Below are 16,907 nucleotides of genomic sequence, written 5' to 3'. Positions count from 1 at the left end.
TTGTCCTATTCGAATTCGAGGACGCTGCTTTCGAAGCGGATCACCGGGATGCCGTCCTGATTGATGCCTTCGTTGAGGATCTTGTTCAGGTGCCAGCCCGGGCGTGATGCCAGCGGGCGGCTGGACAGGAAGGTCACCGAATAGGCGACCGTCTCGTCGACGAAGACGGGCTTCAGCCATTGCAGCTTTTCGAAGCCGGGCGAGGGGCCTAGCTTCGGGGCGGCGAGCCCCTCCTTGGCCAGGCGGACGCTTTGCGCCATCCAGTAATCCAGGAAGGTGCGCATCCAGGCGGCGCAATTGTGCCAGCCGGAGGCGCAGAGATCGCCGAACAGCGTGTCCTTGGCGGCCTCGCGGTCGACATGAAATCGCTGCGGATCGAAACGGGTGGCGAAGTGGACGATGCGCTCCTCGGTGAAGGTGTAGCTGCCGATCTCGACCTTCTGGCCAATGGCATAGAGCTCGGTCATCCTCATGGGCGTGCCTCCGCCGCTTCGCGGGTGCTGAACATGATCCAGTTCTCCGAATAGCAGACGAGCTCACCGCGCTGGTTTTCGATCTCGTGCTTGAAACGCGCAATACCGATGCCGGGCCGCGAGCGCATAAGGCGGGATTCGAGCACGATCGAGCGTCCTGAGAGCGTATCGCCAGATAGCACCGGCTTCTTCCATTCCATGATGTCGATGCCGGGGGCCCCCTGCGAATAGGAGTTCAGCAGATAACCTTCAGCCATCATCCGCATGAACAGGGCCGACGTGTGCCAGCCGGATGCTGCGAGGCCGCCGAGGATGCTCGCCTTGCCACCAGCTTCGGACATATGCATCGGCTGCGGATCGAATTCGGTGGCGAATTCGATGATCTCTTCTGATGTTACAGGGATCGGGCCGAGCGGGAAGCTGCGGCCCGGCGCGAAATCTTCATAGCTCAGTTTCTGGTTGTTCATTGCAGGCCTCGTCAGTCCCTGCCTTCGCAGATGGCATGTGAGGTGTCGGGAGTGCAAGTCTTTTCAGACTTGGAGACGGGAACATCAGGCACAGGATCACCGGGCTTTTCGCCTATTGATTGCGAAATGATCCTGTGATCTTCATGGGCTGTATTCAACGATGCGGGATGTTCATGAGCAATCTGGAGACGGCGCTGCAGGGCGCAACCGAAGACGGCATCATCACCGAAACCCAGGCGCAGACGTTGTTTTCCTATCTCGGCCAAAGACTTGCAGCGGCCGAGCCGACCGCGGGGGGAGAGCAACTGCTGGCGAAACGCCGACGAGATGCCGCCAACCCGCTGGAAGATAGCGAGGCGCCCAGGTTCGTTCGCGGTTTTCATGACATTCTCATCACGATCGGCATCATCGTTGCGCTTCTCGGCTTCGGCGGGGTGGGTTCCGTCTATGCAACCCTGCCTGCGATCATCATTTTTGCCGAAATATTTGTTCGCCGCCAGAGGCTAGCGCTTCCAGCCGTCGCGCTTACCGTCGCGACGGTGCTCTGGATAGGAGCTTCAGTCATGCTATTGACCACGGAACCCTCTCTCGGACTGGAGCAGAGATACATCCACCCGTATCCGTCTTTGGGCGCGTTCCTGTTGCTCGTGCCTTTTCCGCCGCTACTGGCGCTGTTTCATTGGCGCTATCGTGTACCAATAGCCCTCGCGGCGCTTTTGATCTCGCTCTTCCTCGTGTTCCTCGCAGGCGTTTTGGCTTTCATGGCGCCTGCGGCCGGGTGGCACGATGCAACAGGCTCCATACGATATCAGACCGTCAGCATCTTCTTCGTCTGCGTGATTTTCATGTTCGCGGTTGCCATGTCGTTCGATCTCAGGGATCGCGAGCGGGTGACGCGCAGTTCTGACGTTGCTTTCTGGATGCATCTCGTGACGGCGCCGGCGCTTCTCTATGGAACGATGTTGTTGGGCTTCCTGCTGCTTGGCGTGACCGCGAATGACGTCGATAACTACACCGGACCGGCTGTCGTGGTTGCTATCGTCCTTGGCATGATGGCCATTGGGCTGATCATCGACCGTCGCGCGTTCGTCACGTCCGGCCTGCTTTCATTGGGTGTCGCGCTCAGCGCAATCCTGCAGCACAGCAATATGCGGATGGACGGCTTGCTGTCCGCAGAGCTCGTCACTATCGGAATTTTCGTGCTGCTGATCGGTATGAGCTGGCTGCCGTTGCGCCGCGCCATCGTCGGTAGGCTGCCGCTCGGCCTGCAGGCAAAATTGCCGGCGTTGCGATAACGCCGGCACGAGCTGCCCGCCAAGGCGGCAGTGCGCTTTTTGATCAGGTGTTGAAGCGGAAGTGGATCACGTCGCCATCGGCGACAACGTATTCCTTGCCTTCGTCGCGGCCCTTGCCGGCTTCCTTGGCGCCGACTTCACCCTTGAAGTTGATGTAGTCGTCATAGCCGATGGTGAAGGCGCGGATGAAGCCGCGTTCGAAATCGGTGTGGATCACGCCGGCGGCGGCAGGCGCCTTGGTGCCGCGGACGATCGTCCAGGCGCGCGTTTCCTTCGGACCGACCGTGAAATAGGTGATCAGGTCGAGCAGGTGGTAGCCGGCGCGGATGAGGCGGTCGAGACCGGCCTCTTCCAGGCCGAGCGCGGAGAGGAATTCCTTCGATTCTTCGTCCGGCAGTTGTGCGACTTCGGATTCGATCGCGGCAGAGATGACGACGCATTCCGCACCCTGCTGCTTTGCCATCTCGGCAACGGCCTTGGTGTGCTCGTTGCCGGTGGAGGCGTCTGCCTCGGCGACGTTGCAGACGTAAAGGACCGGATGCGAGGTCAGGAGATTGAGGCCCTTGAGGATCTCGATTTCCTCAGGTGCCAGCGTCTTCAGGAGAAGGCGGGCCGGCTTGCCTTCGTTCAGCAGCTTGATAACGGCTTCCATAACCGGCAGCTGGGCCAGCGAATCCTTGTCCTTGCTGGCAGCGCGCTTGCGGGTCTGTTCGACGCGGCGCTCCAGGCTCTCGAGGTCGGCGAGCATCAGCTCGGTCTCGATCGTGTCGGCATCGCCGACCGGATTGATGCGGCCCTCGACATGGGTGATGTCGTCATCTTCGAAGCAGCGCAGCACGTGGACCACGGCATCGACTTCGCGGATGTTGGCCAGGAACTTGTTGCCGAGGCCTTCACCCTTGGACGCGCCGCGCACCAGGCCGGCGATATCGACGAAGGAGATGCGCGTCGGAATGATTTCCTTGGAGCCGGCAATCGCTGCCAGCTTCTGCATGCGCGCGTCGGGAACGGCGACTTCGCCGGTGTTCGGCTCGATCGTGCAGAACGGATAGTTTGCCGCCTGCGCTGCTGCCGTCTTGGTGAGCGCGTTGAAAAGGGTCGACTTGCCGACATTCGGCAGACCGACGATACCGCATTTGAAGCCCATGGCTGAATGTCCGTATTCGCTGAAATCGTTGCCTTGCCTATGGGGGAATGGCGCCCCGCGGTCAAGACTTGCGATGATCCGCGAGGCATCAACCTTGCCGGTAAGGCAGATTTGCCTTACTTTGAACGAGAAGGAGAAAGCCGATGGTGCGGTTGAAAGTGACGGCCAAGGGACAGATCACGCTGAAGAAGGAGGTGCTCGATCACCTGGGCATCAGCCCGGGCGATGAGATCGACGTCAATCTTCAACCGCAACGCCAGGCAACACTCCATGCGATTTCAGGCAAGCTGCCGATCGAATCCCTATTTGGGATGATCAAGAACGAGGCAGGCGTGCATCTTACCATTGACGAAATCAACGAAGCTATTTCGGACGGGTGGGCCAACAGGCGATGACGATTGTCATCGACACGAACGTGCTGTTGCGCTTGGTGATCGAAGATGACACCGGAGAGACGGAGCAAGCGCAGGATGCCTTGGCCAGCGCCAGCCGGGTTGTTGTACCTGTTGTCGCAATCTGCGAAGCAATATGGGTTCTGCGAAGCCGCTATAAGGTCGGAAGAGAGCCGTTGCAGGCGTTTGTGAGGCGTCTTCTCGAAACGGATAAGCTTCTTATGGACCGGGTTGCCGTCGAGGCGGGAATAAACATGATGGAGCGGGGCGGCGATTTTGCCGATGGTCTCATCGCTCTCGACGGCAGGCGTCTCGGTGGCGAGACCTTTGTCAGCTTCGACAAGAAGGCTGTAGCACTTCTCACTGCTTCGGGCTTGAACTGCAGACTTCTACGGCCACATAAATGATTGCGCATAGCTGATCGCGATCAGGCGCATCTTTCCCATATGATAACGGCAGACTCCCGATGAGTGACAATGATGTTGTCCTGACACCAAAAACCAAGACGAAGCTGAAGCTCGACAAGCCGAAGCTCTACAAGGTCATTCTGTTCAACGACGATTATACGCCGCGCGAATTCGTGACCATGGTGCTGAAGGCCGTGTTCCGGATGAGCGAGGAGGCCGGCTATCGCGTCATGCTGACGGCGCACAAGCTCGGGTCGAGCGTCGTGGTCGTCTGTACCAAGGACATTGCCGAGACCAAGGTCAAGGAGGCGATGGACTATGCCAAGGAAGCGGGATTCCCGCTGATGCTGACCGCCGAGCCCGAAGAATAGCGTCTCAATCTCTTAACCAGCCTCCTTAATCGGATATCCGTTGTTTTCAGCCAAAGTGGCGGAAACGGCGGAGGCTTGAGATGCCTGCGGAAGCGGCGACCTGGCATTATTTCGTAGCGGCGGCGATCTTTGCGCTGCTCGGCGCCATCGGCCATGTCTGCAGGGCGGTGTTCAACGTTTTGCCCGACCGTATCACTGACCGGCCGCTGCTCGATCTGCCGCTCTCCAGCGGCTACGATCTTCCCGACCTGCTGTTCGGCACCGAATATGACGACAACGGCTATTACCGGCTGGACAGTCTCAAGAACTTCCGCATCTCGGTGATGCTCAGCACAGCTGGCGGATTGCTGGTCATGCTGTTTTCGCCGGGTGCCTCGGGCGCTGTCGCCTGGATGATCGACAGCGGGCTTTCGGCCTTGTGGAACCTCTTTCTCTACCGGCTGCACGAGACCGGGTTGTTCTGAGGTCAGCGTTCTGCAGGGCGCCGGATCTGATAGCCGATCTTGTCCTGCGCGAAGCCGCAGCGCTCGTAGAAGCGCAGCGTTGCCGGATCCTTCGAGCCTGTCAAAAGCATCACCTTGTAGCATCCGGCGTCCCAGGCTGCGTCGATCGCGTGGGCGATCAGTGCCGCGCCAAAGCCATGCTTGCGATGGCTTGCACCGGTGACGACGTTCTCGATCAGCGCATAGGATGAGCCGTTGCGGGTGAGATTGGGGATGACGACCAGCGTCACGGTGGCGGCGGCCACCTTTCCGGCAAAGCCGATGAAGATGCGCATGCCCGGCTGTGCCAGGATCGCGGTCATGCGCTCTCCGGCAACGGCTGTATCGATCGGCGGATCTGACGGGTTCAGCTCAGCATAGAGGCCAAGCAGAGCAGGGAGATCGTTGACCTCGGCTACGCGGATCGCGAGCGGCGTGCTCATCCGGTCAGTCGCCCTTGTTGCCGAGCAGCTTCTTCAGCATCTCGGCCATCGGGCCGCTGGCTGGCAGGATCTTCGGCTGGTTGTGGTTGCGGGCCTGATGGATGTGGGATTTGGCCACCGGCTTCTTCTCCGCCTTCGACTTTTCTTCGTCGGCCTTACCGCCGGTGGCAAGCGCCAGCTTGTTCATCAGCTGCGAATCCTCGTTGCGAACCAGCATGCCGGCATTGTCGGCCAGCGCGTCCAGCAGCGGCTCCAGCCAGCTCTGGTCTACCTTGGCGAAATCGCCGAGGACGTGATGCTGAACCATTTCCTTGACGCCGGGGTGGCCGATGCCGAGGCGCAGGCGGCGGTATTCGCGGCCGCAATGGGCGTCGAGCGACTTGATGCCGTTGTGCCCGCCATGGCCGCCGCCGGTCTTCAGCCGCGCCTTGCCGGGCGCCAGATCCAGCTCGTCATAGATTGCGACGAGATCGGACGGCTGCAGCTTGTAGAAACGCATGGCTTCGCCGACGGATTCGCCCGACAGGTTCATGTAGGTCTGCGGCTTGATCAGCAGCACCTTTTCGCCGTCGAGTTCGCCCTCGGCGATCTCGGCCTTGAACTTCTTCGACCAGGGCGAAAAGCTGTGGCGGCGGTGGATCGCATCAACCGCCATGAAACCGATATTGTGGCGGTTGCCGGCATATTTGCTGCCGGGATTGCCGAGACCCGCGATGATCAGCATGGGCCAATCCATTCCTTGAAAATCCGATGCCCGTTTCACCACCGCGAAACGGGCATGAAGTCAAGCGCTAAGGCTGGAGCAGCCTGTCATTGCAGCAGGTTGAGGCCGTATTTCAGGAAGATCTGCTTCTGCGTGCCGTCGGCAATCAGCTTGTCGAGCGAGGCCTGCATCTTGCGCAGGAGATCGTCCGGAAAGTCCTTCTGGCAGGCAATGCCCATCGGCTGGCTGGAGAGCACCGTCACCATCTCCAGCGGCTGGTCCTGTTTCAGCTTGTCGAAATAGAGTTCCGAAATCGGCATCATATCGATGCGGCCGCCCAGCAGCTTGCGCATCGTGGCGTTGAAATCGCTGGCGACATCGAGCTTGGGGAAGCCTTTTTCCTTCAGCGTCGTCTCGGTGTAGTCCTCGCGCCAGGTGCCGACCAGGTACTTCTTGGCTTCTTCCAGATTGTCGGCGGTGACAGCGGAGTCCTTGGCCTTGATCAGGATGTTGCGGTCGATGAGCAGCGGCTCCACCCATTTGAACAGGGGATCGCGAAGACCGTTATGGGCTGTGGCGAAGACGCAGGTCATCGGCGTGCTTTGCGCCAACGTATAGGCGCGGGCCCAAGGCATCATCTCGATCGTATAATCGACGCCGATATCGGCCATCACCTTCTCGACCTGCTCGACGGTGGCGCCCTTGATGACCTTGCCGTCGCGGTAGTTGAAGGGTGCGTAGTCTTCAGTCGTGAAGGACACCGTTTGCGCGGAGGCTGCGGCAGGCAGGATGAGGAAGGCGAGAAGCAGCAGCTTTTTCATCGCATAACTCCTGATGTTCGTTGGTCTATGACGCACGCGCCACGAAGGGGATGACGCCGCTCAGCTTCTCGATCAGCTGCGCTGCGGTCTGCGGCCGGTGGAAGAGATAGCCCTGTCCATAATCCAGCCCCATCTGCTGCAGCGTCCGGCATTCCTCTTCGGTCTCGATGCCCTCGGCAATGACTGTGCAGTTCATCTTGTGCGACAGCGTGGTGATCGCCTCGATCAGCATCCGGCTCTTCATGCCGACATCGTCGTTGCCTTCGTTGATGGCGCGGGTAAAGGACTGATCGATCTTGATGATATCAACCGGGAAACGGTTGAGATAGCTCAGAGACGAGTAGCCGGTGCCGAAATCATCCAGCGCGATGCGGCAGCCGAAGCGGCGCAGCTCGGTGACGATCATGCGGATCTGCGGGTTGTCGTGCATCAGCACGGCCTCGGTGATCTCGACGACGATGCGTTCGGGACGTATGCCATGGCGGCCGAGCAGACCGGCCAGACGCGAGGGCAGGGCGGGCTCGAACTGCAGCGGCGAGAAATTGATCGCCAGATAGGTGTCCTGCATGCCGGTGATCCGGGAGATGCGGGAGAGGTTGGAGATCGCCTTCTCCATGATGACGTTGCCGATGCGGACGATCTTGGCGGTCTCTTCAGCGACGTTGATGATCTCGGCCGGTGGCATCAGGCCCTTTTGCGGGTGGTTGAGGCGCATCAGCGCTTCGAAGCCTGCGATGTTGCCGTGGGTCAGGCCGACGATTGGCTGCAGGTAGGCTTCGAACCAGTCCTCGGCGAGGCCTGCCTCGATGCAGCTTTCGATCTCGGCGCGGCTGCGTGCGGTATCGAGCATCGCGTTGTCGAACAGGCGGGCGCCGTTCTTGCCGTCGCGCTTCTTGGCATACATCGCCATGTCGGATTTCTGCAGCAGTTCTGCTGCATTGGCCGCATGGCGCGGATAGATGGCGACGCCGACGGAGGCGCTCAGATGCAGTTCGGGGCCGAAAGGCGTGTCGAAGATCGTGGCGATCTGATCGCACATGGCCCGTGCCCGCTTCTCGGCATCGGCGGCCGGCAGCAGGATGGCGAATTCGTCGCCGCCAAGGCGGGCGGCTTCGTCAGATGGGGCGAGATGGGTCTTGAAGCGGGCAACGAGCTCGCGCAGCGCCCGGTCGCCTTCGGCATGACCCATATTGTCGTTGATCCACTTGAAGCGGTCGAGGTCGACGAACAGGCAGGCAAGCTCCTGGCCCGCGGCATCCGCCTCGGCGATCTTGCGGTCGAGCACGGCTTCGAAGCCCTGGCGGTTCAAGAGGCCCGTCAGGTGGTCGGTGATGGCCTGGCGGTGGTTGCGGTCTTCGGAGGCCTTGAGCTCGGTCACGTCGGTCATGACCGACAGCGACAGCTTGTCGGTGCCGCCGGTCGCGGCGTTGGATTCCAGGATCAGCACGTCGATCACGCGGCCATCGGCGCATCTGAACTTGACCGTGACGTCGAGCGCGCCTTCCTCGGCAGTGTTCCTGCGCGACAGGAAGATGTCGCGGGTATCAGGCATGACGAGATCGGCGAACTTGCGGCCGACGGCGTCAGTGCGGCTGTAGCCGGTGGCGACCAGCCAGTAATCGCTGACGGCTGTGATGCGGTCTTCCTCGTCGAGCGAGAAGAGCATGGCGGGCGTCAGGTCGTAGATGTCGGTGGCGCGGCGATGGGCGAGCTTCAGCTCCTTTTCCTCGCGCTCCAGCTTGGTCTGCATGTCGTTAAAGCTGCTGGCAAGGCGGCCCATCTCGTCACCGGACTGCCAGTCGACGTGATGGCGCGAGCCGAGCTGGCTGGTGGCCTCGATCGCGGCGATCAGGCGCATCAACGGGTGGATGACGAAGATGCGGTTGCCGATCAGCGCGCTGCCGAAAACGGCGAGAACGGCGAAGATGAAGATCGAGATGAAGACAACTTCCTCATGCTTCAGGCCGGAGAAGAGGCCGAGCTTCGGATAGTAGACGGAGATGCTGCCGAGGTTCTTCGGACCATCGACATTGTTGTAGATGATGGCACGCGAGACCTGCTCCAGCTCGCCACTGAACGACTTCGGAATGGTGCTCTGGGTGATATCAAGCTGGCCGGACTGGTCGCGGACCTCAACCTTGACGATGGCGCCCTGGGAAACGATCGTCGCGGAAATCTGCGTGACGCTGTCTTCGTCGAGATCCCAGAGCGGCTTGGCGAGCGCCTGGGAATTGGCAACCAGAAGCACGGAGATGTGGTCGCGGATTTCCTTGTCGGCGCGTTCTGAAGAGAGGAAGAGAAAAAGCACAAAAAGCGGCGCGACAAAAACAAGTAGCGCACCGCAGACAATCGCAAAAAATCTATTTTCAACGGAATTATTCATTGTTCCGTTTTCTCCCCGGCCGCTTCTTCTTCGGCCGCCTTCTAATATACGGCGATATGGCAATAACTTTGGGGAGAATGCTTCCATGAATGTGTTAAAGCTTGCTGAAACGGTTGTAGCCAGCAAATGAAAAGGCCCGCTTTCCGGGAAGGAAGCGGGCCTTATGCTTTACAAATTGATAGGAAGCTTATCAGGCTTCAGCGCCGCCTTCGGCTTCAGACGTGTCTTCTTCGACGCCAGCTGCCGGAGCAACGATGGTGGCGATCGTGAAGTCACGGTCGATAACCGTGGTGACACCCTTCGGAAGGGTAACTTCCGAGATGTGGATGCTGTCGCCGATCTTCTTGCCGCTCAGGTCGACATTGAAGAATTCCGGGATGGCATTGGCCGGGCAGTGAACTTCAACTTCGTGACGAACGATGTTGAGAACGCCACCGATCTTGAGACCCTGCGACTTCTCTTCATTGATGAAGTGAACCGGGATCTCAACGGTAACCTGCGTGTTGCCGGAAACGCGGAGGAAATCCACGTGCATCGTGAAGTCACGAACCGGGTCGAGCTGGTAGTCCTTCGGGAGAACCTGATACTTCTTGCCGCCGAGGTCGATCGTGGCAACGGTGGTCATGAAACCGCCGGCATGGATACGCTTCGTCACCTCGTTGGTGTTGAGCGTAATGGAAATCGGGGCCTGCTTGTCACCATAGATGACAGCGGGAATCAAACCGTTGCGGCGAAGTTCACGGGCGGACCCCTTACCAACCCGTTCGCGCGCCTCGGCCTTGAGCTCGTAAGTTTCGTGGCTCATGGCTATTCCTTTCGAGGTTATATGGAGAGTCGAAGTCCGGCATATGCCGTCCTTTGACTGGAAGCACCTTTTTTGGGAAGCTTCATCCGCATTGCCTCCAAGGGTGTCTGTGCGGACGCGTGCGCTATAGTATAAGTCCGGCTGAAACGCAAGCTCGGCAGGGCCGGTCGCGTCCTTTGCTCCTGCGGTTGTGGCTTTCTTTTGCGCGGTTGTAAAATCTGACGGTTATTTAACCAATGAATCGCAATTAAAACGCCAATTAATGAATCCTACTATGCGAATACATATAGGTGATCACGGTTTCAATCGCGGTCTCAATCATGTTGCGTATCATCTCCTGCATCACAGTCGAACACAGCCTGTCGCATCTCCTTTTCGCGACCGTGATCTGCGTTCTGGGCTCACTGCTGACGATGCGGCTTTTCACGCGGGTACGGCGCACAGAGGGCCTGCAGAAGTTCAACTGGCTGTTTCTCTCCGGCTTCGTCGGCGGATCGACGATCTGGACGACGCATTTCATCGCCATGCTCGGCTACCAGTCGCCGGCGATGAACGGCTACGAGCCCGAACTCACCCTGATGTCGCTGTTCATCGGCATCGCTGCCAGCATCATTGGTTTCACCGTTGCCGCCAGCACGCCGAAGACCATGCTGGTCGAAGCGGGTGGGGCGATCGTCGGCCTTGGTATTGCCTGCATGCATTATGTCGGGATCGCCGGATACAAGGTTGCAGGCCACATGGTCTGGAGCCAGCCCTACGTCCTGACCTCGCTGGTGCTGGCCGCGGCCTTCGGCGCCGTTGCCACCAATCGCGTTGCGCGTCCGGTCACCCGGTTCTGCAAGCACGGCTCCGGCCTGGCGCTGATCCTGGCGATCGTGCTGACGCATTTTACCGGCATGGCTGGATTGACGATCGTTCCCGACAGCGCCATTCCGGTTGCGGGAGAGCTGATCTCGGTCAACATCATGACCGGCCTTGTCGTCGCAGTCATGGTGGTTATCCTCGCGCTTGGTGCATCGACCTATGTCATCGACATTCAGTCCAGCCAGGCGGCCGTCGAGCGCTATCGCCATCTGTCGCTGCACGATCCGCTGACCAATCTGCCCAACCGCGCCGCCTTCAACGAGCATCTCGCGGCGCTGACGAAACGGCCGAAGGACATGACGGCGAATATCGCTGTGCTCTCCTTCGATCTCGACCGCTTCAAGGAAATCAACGACGTTCACGGCCATGCGGCCGGCGACGCCGTGCTGCGGACGGTTGCCGAGCGGCTGATGCTGCTCAGCAACGACAGCCAGTTCATGGCCCGTGTCGGCGGCGACGAGTTCGTGGCCGTGATGCACAAATATTTCATCCGCGCCGATGCCACCGGCCTGGCGCAACGGATCATCGACGAGATCGCCAGACCGGTTTCCTGGGAAGAGCAGACGCTCTGCGTCGGCACCAGCGTCGGTATCTCGACCTTCCCGGGACAGGCAACCACGATCGATGATCTGCTGTCGCAGGCCGACATTGCCATGTACCGGGCGAAATCGACCGCTAGCAACAGCATCTGCTTCTACGATGCCTCGATGGACCAGATCTCCCGCGAGCGGAACGCGCTCGCAATCGAGATGCGTGAAGGATTGCGGCGCCGGGAGTTCGAACTGTTCTACCAGCAGCAGAACGATACGGTGACCCGCGAGGTCGTTGGCTTCGAGGTGTTGCTGCGCTGGAAGCATCCGGTGCGCGGCTATATCGCGCCGATGGAATTCATTCCGATCGCCGAGCGTAACGGCTTCATTCTGGAACTCGGCGAATGGGTGATGCGAGCCGCCTGCGCGGAGGCTGCGACCTGGAAGAACCCGCTGCGCATCGCCGTCAACGTCGCGCCGCAGCAGCTGAGCGATCCCCGCCTGCCGCAGATCGTCCACGAAATCCTGCTGCAGACCGGCCTCCCGGCTTCGCGTCTCGAAATCGAGATCACCGAATCCGGCATCATCGCCGACCACCAGCACGCGCTGCATGCGATCCGCCGGCTGAAGGCGCTGGGGATCAAAGTGGCGATGGACGACTATGGGACCGGCTACTCGTCGCTTTCGACACTGCAGAGCTTCCCCTTCGACAAGATCAAGATCGATCGCGCTTTCGTCGACGGCGTCGTCACCAACAAGCAGTCGGCGGCAATCGTTCGCTCGACGCTGATCCTTGCTGCAAGTCTCGACATCCCGGTTCTGGCCGAAGGCGTCGAGAATGAAGATCACATCGACTTCCTGCGCCGGGAAGGGTGCCTGCAGGTGCAGGGCTTCCTGTTCGGCAAGCCGGTGCCGCGTTCGGGCATCGAGGCGATCGTCGGCACCGACGCGCCCGCCAAGCCTCAACCTGAAGTGATGGCTGTGGATGAGATCAAGGCCGCGGCAGCCGCCTGAGAAGAAAATATCAACCCGCGGATGAGGCTGGCTTGACATCCGGCCTCTGGCAATCTCACATGCGCGCCTTCATGCCCCAAGGGAGAATTATCGAGATGCGTCACAGGCTTATCACGGCGACGAGCGCCATTGTTCTGGCTTTGGCCACGGGAGCGTCCGCCGCTGACATCAGTCAGGACGGTGCGAACGCCATCCGTGACAATCTCAATCACCTGCTGCCGAAGGACATCGCCAAGAGCCAGCCGGTCACCGTGAAGCCGGCAGGCTCGCGCTACGAGATCACCTATGATTTCGCCAAGCTCCTGGAGAAGGTCAAGAAGCAGGATTTCGAGATCAAGGGTCTCGTGCCGTTCAAGATGTTCGCGTCACCGCAGGATAGCGGGCTGTGGAACCTCGAAGGCAACAACAACCTGAACGTGACCGGCCATTTCGGCGGACCGGACAAGGCGCGCACGGACTTCACTTACTCGATCGCTCAGATGGATTTTACCTCGGTCTTCGACCCCGCGATCAGCTATCTGCGCTCGGGTGATTTCAGCGCCAAGGACCTGAAGATCAGCTCCACGACCGATACGGAATCCGTCAATGCCAGCTTCGGGGACATGGTCTACAAGCTGAGCTCGGCAGACAGCGCCACGGCCGGACGTCTGGATTTTGCAGCCAACGGCAAGTTCAGCGCCTTTGCCGAGCAGGTCAGCGGCAAGGAAATGCCGCCGATCCAGATCTCTGCCGATAGCCTGGATTTCGATGCCAAGGTCAACGGCATCGCCGCCAAGGACATCAAGGAGATGGTCCTTTTCGTGCTCGATCATGCCGATGAGAAGCAGCTGACCAAAGAGAGCGAGGCGAAGCTGAAGGGCATGCTCGGCAATGCTTTCCCGCTGCTCAGCTCGCTTGAGGAAACCATCAAGCTCAACAACCTCGCCGTCACCAGTGCGGTTGGCAGCGGCGGCGCCAAGTCCTTCGGCTATCACTTCACCGTCGATGGTCCGAGCAATGCGACGCGTATCGGCGTCGCGATGGATGCTGCCGACGTGACACTCGACAGCGCCTTCGTTCCTGCCGGTTACACCGCTTTCCTGCCGCAGGCGCTCGATATCCAGTTCGGCGTTCCCGGCATGGATTTCGCGGCCTTCGCGGACGAGTTCATGAAGATGGACTTCACCAAGTCCACCGACGACAGCGAGAAGGCCGGGCAGCAGGCTGCCGAGAAGCTTTTCCCAGGCGGTATTCTGAAGGTCGATTTTCCGAAGGTCAGCGCCAAGTCCAGCGTCTATGACGTCGAGGTTTCCGGCGAGCTGGAAGGCCGGGTCGATACGCAGAAAGATTACAAGCTGAATGCTTCGATCGTGGCGCGCGACTACGACAAGACGATCGCCGCCATCCAGGAACTGGCAAAGACCAATCCAGACCTGACCCAGGCATCCTTCGGCCTGATGATGATCAAGGGCTTTGCCAAGGCTGATCCTGATGGCGCGCAGCGCTGGGATGTGGCTGTAGCAAGCGACGGCTCGGTCAGCGTCAATGGCCAGCAGATCAAGGGTCCGGATGCACCGGCCACTGAAGAAGCTGCTCCCTCCGACGAGGCGGATCCTTCGGATGAGGCCGCTCCTTCAGACGAGGCTACTCCGGATGAGACCGCTCCGTCTGACGATGCGGCGCCCTCGGATGATGCTACGCCGTCCGAAGAGACCAAGCCCTGATTTAAAAAAGGCCCGCTGCGAAGCGGGCCTTTTTCGTTCGGCTGGATAGTAGAGACGCGCGGCCTACTGGCGGCACTCTCCACCGCTGATGATGCGGAAGCCCGCATTGCCGGCTTCGCAGGCGTTTGGGAAGGTTTGCGTCTGGCGGCCGCGTTCGCCGCAGACCGGGCGGTATTCGCGGGTGCAGATGCCATCGGGGCGGCCCGGGCGGTCGGGTCTATCCGGTCTTTCAGGCCGGTCGGGCCTGCCTGGGCCATCCGGCCAGTCCGGGCGGCCGGGACGGTCTGGTTCCGGACGCGGGAAGGGTGGCGGCCCGCCGCGGCATTCGCCGCGTCCAACGATCATGAAGCCGCTGCTGCGCGCCTGGCAGGAATTGCTGAATGTTTGCGTGCGCCCGCCGCGCTCGCCGCAGACCGGGGCATATTCCATCGTGCACATCTGCGGCTGCGGCGGCCGGGGACGCGGCGGTGGCCGCGAGTAGCCGGGATCGACGTCGACGGTGCAGGCCGACAGCAGCGGAATAAGCGCTATCAGCGCCAGCCGCCTGCCGGTTTTCAGTTGGTTTCGGATGTTCGTCACAATTGCTCCCCCGTGCAAACAAATCACAGGGGAAGCCTAGTTGAAACGGTCAACGTGATGAAGCGGCAAATGCAACTTCGCCGCTCCGAACGGGGCAGGGATGGAACCGTCAATCGAAGAGACTGGAGACGGACTCTTCCTGGCTGGTGCGGTTGATGGCTTCGCCGATCAGATTGGCGGTCGTGATGACGCGGATATTGTGGGCCGACTGCACAGCCGTGGTTGGCTGGATGGTGTCGGTGATCACAAGTTCGCGCAGCTTCGACGAGGTGATGCGGGTGACCGCGCCGCCGGAGAGAACGCCGTGGGTGATATAGGCCGTGACGCTGGCTGCGCCCTGGGCGAGCAGCGCATCGGCAGCATTGCAGAGCGTGCCGCCGGAATCGACGATGTCGTCGATCAGGATGCAGTCCTTGCCTTCGACTTCGCCGATGATGTTCATGACTTCGGATTCACCCGGGCGGTCGCGGCGCTTGTCCACGATCGCCAGCAGACAGTCGAGGCGTTTGGCAAGCGCGCGGGCGCGCACCACGCCGCCAACGTCAGGCGAAACAACGGTGATGTTGCTGGTGTCGTAATGAGCCTTTATGTCGCGCGTCAGAACCGGCACCGCATAGAGGTTGTCGGTCGGGATATCGAAGAAGCCCTGGATCTGGCCGGCATGCAGGTCGAGCGTCAGAACGCGGTCGGCACCGGCTTCGGTGATCAGGTTGGCGACCAGCTTGGCCGAGATCGGCGTGCGCCCCGAGGCGCGGCGATCCTGGCGGGCATAGCCGAAATAGGGAAGAACTGCCGTGATGCGGCGGGCCGACGAGCGGCGCATCGCATCGATCATGATCAGCAATTCCATCAGATGGTCGTTGGTCGGGAACGATGTCGACTGAACGAGGAACACGTCCTCGCCGCGCACATTTTCCTGAACTTCGACGAAGATTTCCTGGTCGGCAAATCTTCTGACGCTGGCCTTGCCCAAGGACACATTGAGATAGGTGCAGATCGCTTCGGCGAGATGCCGGTTCGAATTGCCTGCGAAAACCTTCATTTTGGCCCGCCTATTGTCTGCTGATAGCCGCGCTTTTTAGCCAGCTTGCTTCTGAATGCAAGCGCAAAGGCGACACAGGGCTTGATATTTATCAAAACCCTGTTGCTAACCGCCCTGAGATTGGCGCCAGACGTTGAATTCGGCGATGGTTTTGGTGCCGATCTGCTGCATGACCGAGGCGGGGACGCCGGCCCAAGGGTCCTGAGCGGCGGAGGGGACCTTCTCTTCGCCTTGAATGCGGTGCAGGCGGCCGCCGCTGCTGTCGAGAACGTCCCAGACATAGGTGACGGTGACATTGCCTTCATCGGTGAAGGCCGAGAGATAGCCCTTCAGGATGTAGTCGCTGCTGTTATCGGTGGAACTCTTGATCGCTAGGCCGTGCGAGCGGGCTTCCGAGCCGAGCTGGCGCGAGAGGGGCGTGACGGCCTGAACGGGCGCGCCGATGATCGGCAAGAAGCGCACGGTGTTGCCCCTGGTCGAGCCCGACTCCACCGGATCGATGGCGGCCACCTGTTGCGTCTCCTGACGCTGCCGGCGCGGCGGCGGCGCCTGGTCGCCCATATCCTGCTCTTCGGCTTCGGCGTTGGATAGCGGCTCGCTCTCGACGGCCTCGGGCGCGCGATAGCTTTGCGGCGCCTGCGCCGAAAGGGCGTCGGCCTGTGCCTGCATGGATGTCGGCGGTGCGCCGGGGCCGGGGCGGTAGGCTTGATTATAGGCGGGGTGATAGCCTTCCTGTGGCTCGGCGGCGAAGGCCTGGCGGGATTGCGACCCGGCCATACGCTCGACTTCGCGCTGGGTCACCGGCGAGGAGCGCGGCGCCGTGGAGGAATCGCCGATATCGACGAGCGGCGTCATCGCGTCGGTCGTATTGCAGGCGGCGAGCAGGCTGGCGAGGCATGCAAGAAGTGCTGGCGCAGTCAGCGATCGCGTCATCCTTCCAGCTTTCCTTCCGTCATTCGCATCAGCCCCGCCCAGTTTATGCGGGC

The 16,907-nt window shown here is 60.5% G+C and carries 18 protein-coding genes; 7 read left to right on the top strand and 11 right to left on the bottom strand.

All coding sequences use genetic code 11. The features are described 5' to 3' along the window. Window positions 1-5 precede the first annotated feature (5 nt). The gene (locus AC1DIJ_RS07040; RefSeq protein WP_112386259.1) at window positions 6-473 is read right to left on the bottom strand and encodes a MaoC family dehydratase; all 468 of its coding nucleotides are present in this window, start codon (window positions 471-473) and stop codon (window positions 6-8) included. Beyond that, window positions 470-940: a MaoC family dehydratase gene (locus tag AC1DIJ_RS07035; RefSeq protein ID WP_112386260.1), complete on the bottom strand. Its 471-nt coding sequence runs from the start codon at window positions 938-940 to the stop codon at window positions 470-472. Before AC1DIJ_RS07035 ends, AC1DIJ_RS07040 begins: the two co-directional genes overlap by 4 nt. A gap of 173 nt (window positions 941-1,113) precedes the next feature. Here AC1DIJ_RS07035 and AC1DIJ_RS07030 point away from each other — a divergent pair, with 173 nt between their 5' ends. Further along, on the top strand, window positions 1,114-2,235 hold the full coding sequence (locus AC1DIJ_RS07030; protein ID WP_477831359.1) for a hypothetical protein: 1,122 nt from the start codon (window positions 1,114-1,116) through the stop codon (window positions 2,233-2,235). A gap of 43 nt (window positions 2,236-2,278) precedes the next feature. Here AC1DIJ_RS07030 and ychF read toward each other — a convergent pair whose 3' ends face one another. Continuing rightward, entirely contained in the window at window positions 2,279-3,382 is a 1,104-nt protein-coding gene (ychF, locus tag AC1DIJ_RS07025) for a redox-regulated ATPase YchF (RefSeq protein WP_112386262.1), read from the bottom strand. Window positions 3,383-3,525: 143 nt separating this feature from the next. Here ychF and AC1DIJ_RS07020 point away from each other — a divergent pair, with 143 nt between their 5' ends. From AC1DIJ_RS07020 to AC1DIJ_RS07005, 4 genes are all read left to right on the top strand, one after another. Next, window positions 3,526-3,777: an AbrB/MazE/SpoVT family DNA-binding domain-containing protein gene (locus tag AC1DIJ_RS07020; RefSeq protein ID WP_112386263.1), complete on the top strand. Its 252-nt coding sequence runs from the start codon at window positions 3,526-3,528 to the stop codon at window positions 3,775-3,777. Then, entirely contained in the window at window positions 3,774-4,181 is a 408-nt protein-coding gene (locus tag AC1DIJ_RS07015) for a type II toxin-antitoxin system VapC family toxin (protein WP_112386264.1), read from the top strand. The genes AC1DIJ_RS07020 and AC1DIJ_RS07015 overlap by 4 nt, the downstream gene beginning before the upstream one ends. A 59-nt stretch (window positions 4,182-4,240) precedes the next feature. After that, a complete protein-coding gene (clpS, locus tag AC1DIJ_RS07010; protein ID WP_112386265.1) occupies window positions 4,241-4,552 on the top strand; it encodes an ATP-dependent Clp protease adapter ClpS in 312 nt (103 codons plus the stop codon). Window positions 4,553-4,632: 80 nt separating this feature from the next. Beyond that, the gene (locus AC1DIJ_RS07005; RefSeq protein ID WP_112386266.1) at window positions 4,633-5,016 is read left to right on the top strand and encodes a hypothetical protein; all 384 of its coding nucleotides are present in this window, start codon (window positions 4,633-4,635) and stop codon (window positions 5,014-5,016) included. Window positions 5,017-5,018: 2 nt separating this feature from the next. Here the strand turns inward: AC1DIJ_RS07005 and AC1DIJ_RS07000 are convergent, their stop codons facing one another. From AC1DIJ_RS07000 to AC1DIJ_RS06980, 5 genes are all read right to left on the bottom strand, one after another. Then, window positions 5,019-5,477 carry a GNAT family N-acetyltransferase gene (locus AC1DIJ_RS07000; RefSeq protein WP_112386267.1) on the bottom strand — a complete coding sequence of 153 codons (459 nt, stop codon included), beginning with the start codon at window positions 5,475-5,477 and terminating at the stop codon, window positions 5,019-5,021. Window positions 5,478-5,481: 4 nt separating this feature from the next. After that, window positions 5,482-6,201, bottom strand: coding sequence for an aminoacyl-tRNA hydrolase (gene pth, locus AC1DIJ_RS06995; protein ID WP_112386339.1), 720 nt, complete (start codon window positions 6,199-6,201; stop codon window positions 5,482-5,484). Between the two features lie 86 nt (window positions 6,202-6,287). Beyond that, window positions 6,288-7,001 (bottom strand): substrate-binding periplasmic protein, encoded by a 714-nt coding sequence (locus AC1DIJ_RS06990; RefSeq protein ID WP_112386268.1) that lies wholly within the window; start codon window positions 6,999-7,001, stop codon window positions 6,288-6,290. Between the two features lie 25 nt (window positions 7,002-7,026). Next, window positions 7,027-9,384, bottom strand: coding sequence for an EAL domain-containing protein (locus AC1DIJ_RS06985; protein ID WP_112386269.1), 2,358 nt, complete (start codon window positions 9,382-9,384; stop codon window positions 7,027-7,029). A 190-nt stretch (window positions 9,385-9,574) separates the two neighbouring features. Then, window positions 9,575-10,189 (bottom strand): 50S ribosomal protein L25/general stress protein Ctc, encoded by a 615-nt coding sequence (locus tag AC1DIJ_RS06980; protein ID WP_112386270.1) that lies wholly within the window; start codon window positions 10,187-10,189, stop codon window positions 9,575-9,577. Between the two features lie 320 nt (window positions 10,190-10,509). Between AC1DIJ_RS06980 and AC1DIJ_RS06975 the strand changes: the two genes are divergently transcribed. Both AC1DIJ_RS06975 and AC1DIJ_RS06970 read left to right on the top strand, forming a co-directional pair. Then, the gene (locus AC1DIJ_RS06975) at window positions 10,510-12,597 is read left to right on the top strand and encodes a bifunctional diguanylate cyclase/phosphodiesterase (RefSeq protein WP_477831358.1); all 2,088 of its coding nucleotides are present in this window, start codon (window positions 10,510-10,512) and stop codon (window positions 12,595-12,597) included. A gap of 95 nt (window positions 12,598-12,692) precedes the next feature. Next, window positions 12,693-14,300 (top strand): hypothetical protein, encoded by a 1,608-nt coding sequence (locus AC1DIJ_RS06970; RefSeq protein WP_477831357.1) that lies wholly within the window; start codon window positions 12,693-12,695, stop codon window positions 14,298-14,300. 63 nt (window positions 14,301-14,363) lie between these two features. On the opposite strand, the gene AC1DIJ_RS06965 is transcribed toward AC1DIJ_RS06970, so the two are convergent. The 3 genes from AC1DIJ_RS06965 to AC1DIJ_RS06955 all read right to left on the bottom strand — a co-directional run bounded on the left by AC1DIJ_RS06965 (window position 14,364) and on the right by AC1DIJ_RS06955 (window position 16,854). Further along, on the bottom strand, window positions 14,364-14,870 hold the full coding sequence (locus AC1DIJ_RS06965; protein WP_477831365.1) for a Kazal-type serine protease inhibitor family protein: 507 nt from the start codon (window positions 14,868-14,870) through the stop codon (window positions 14,364-14,366). Window positions 14,871-14,988: 118 nt separating this feature from the next. Then, entirely contained in the window at window positions 14,989-15,921 is a 933-nt protein-coding gene (locus AC1DIJ_RS06960; protein ID WP_112386272.1) for a ribose-phosphate pyrophosphokinase, read from the bottom strand. A 105-nt stretch (window positions 15,922-16,026) separates the two neighbouring features. Next, window positions 16,027-16,854 (bottom strand): hypothetical protein, encoded by an 828-nt coding sequence (locus tag AC1DIJ_RS06955; protein ID WP_112386273.1) that lies wholly within the window; start codon window positions 16,852-16,854, stop codon window positions 16,027-16,029. Window positions 16,855-16,907 lie beyond the last annotated feature (53 nt).

The organism is Rhizobium sp. 10N427, assembly GCF_056394605.1.
Note: the sequence above shows the minus strand (reverse complement) of the source record. Positions and strands in the feature narration are given on the sequence as shown.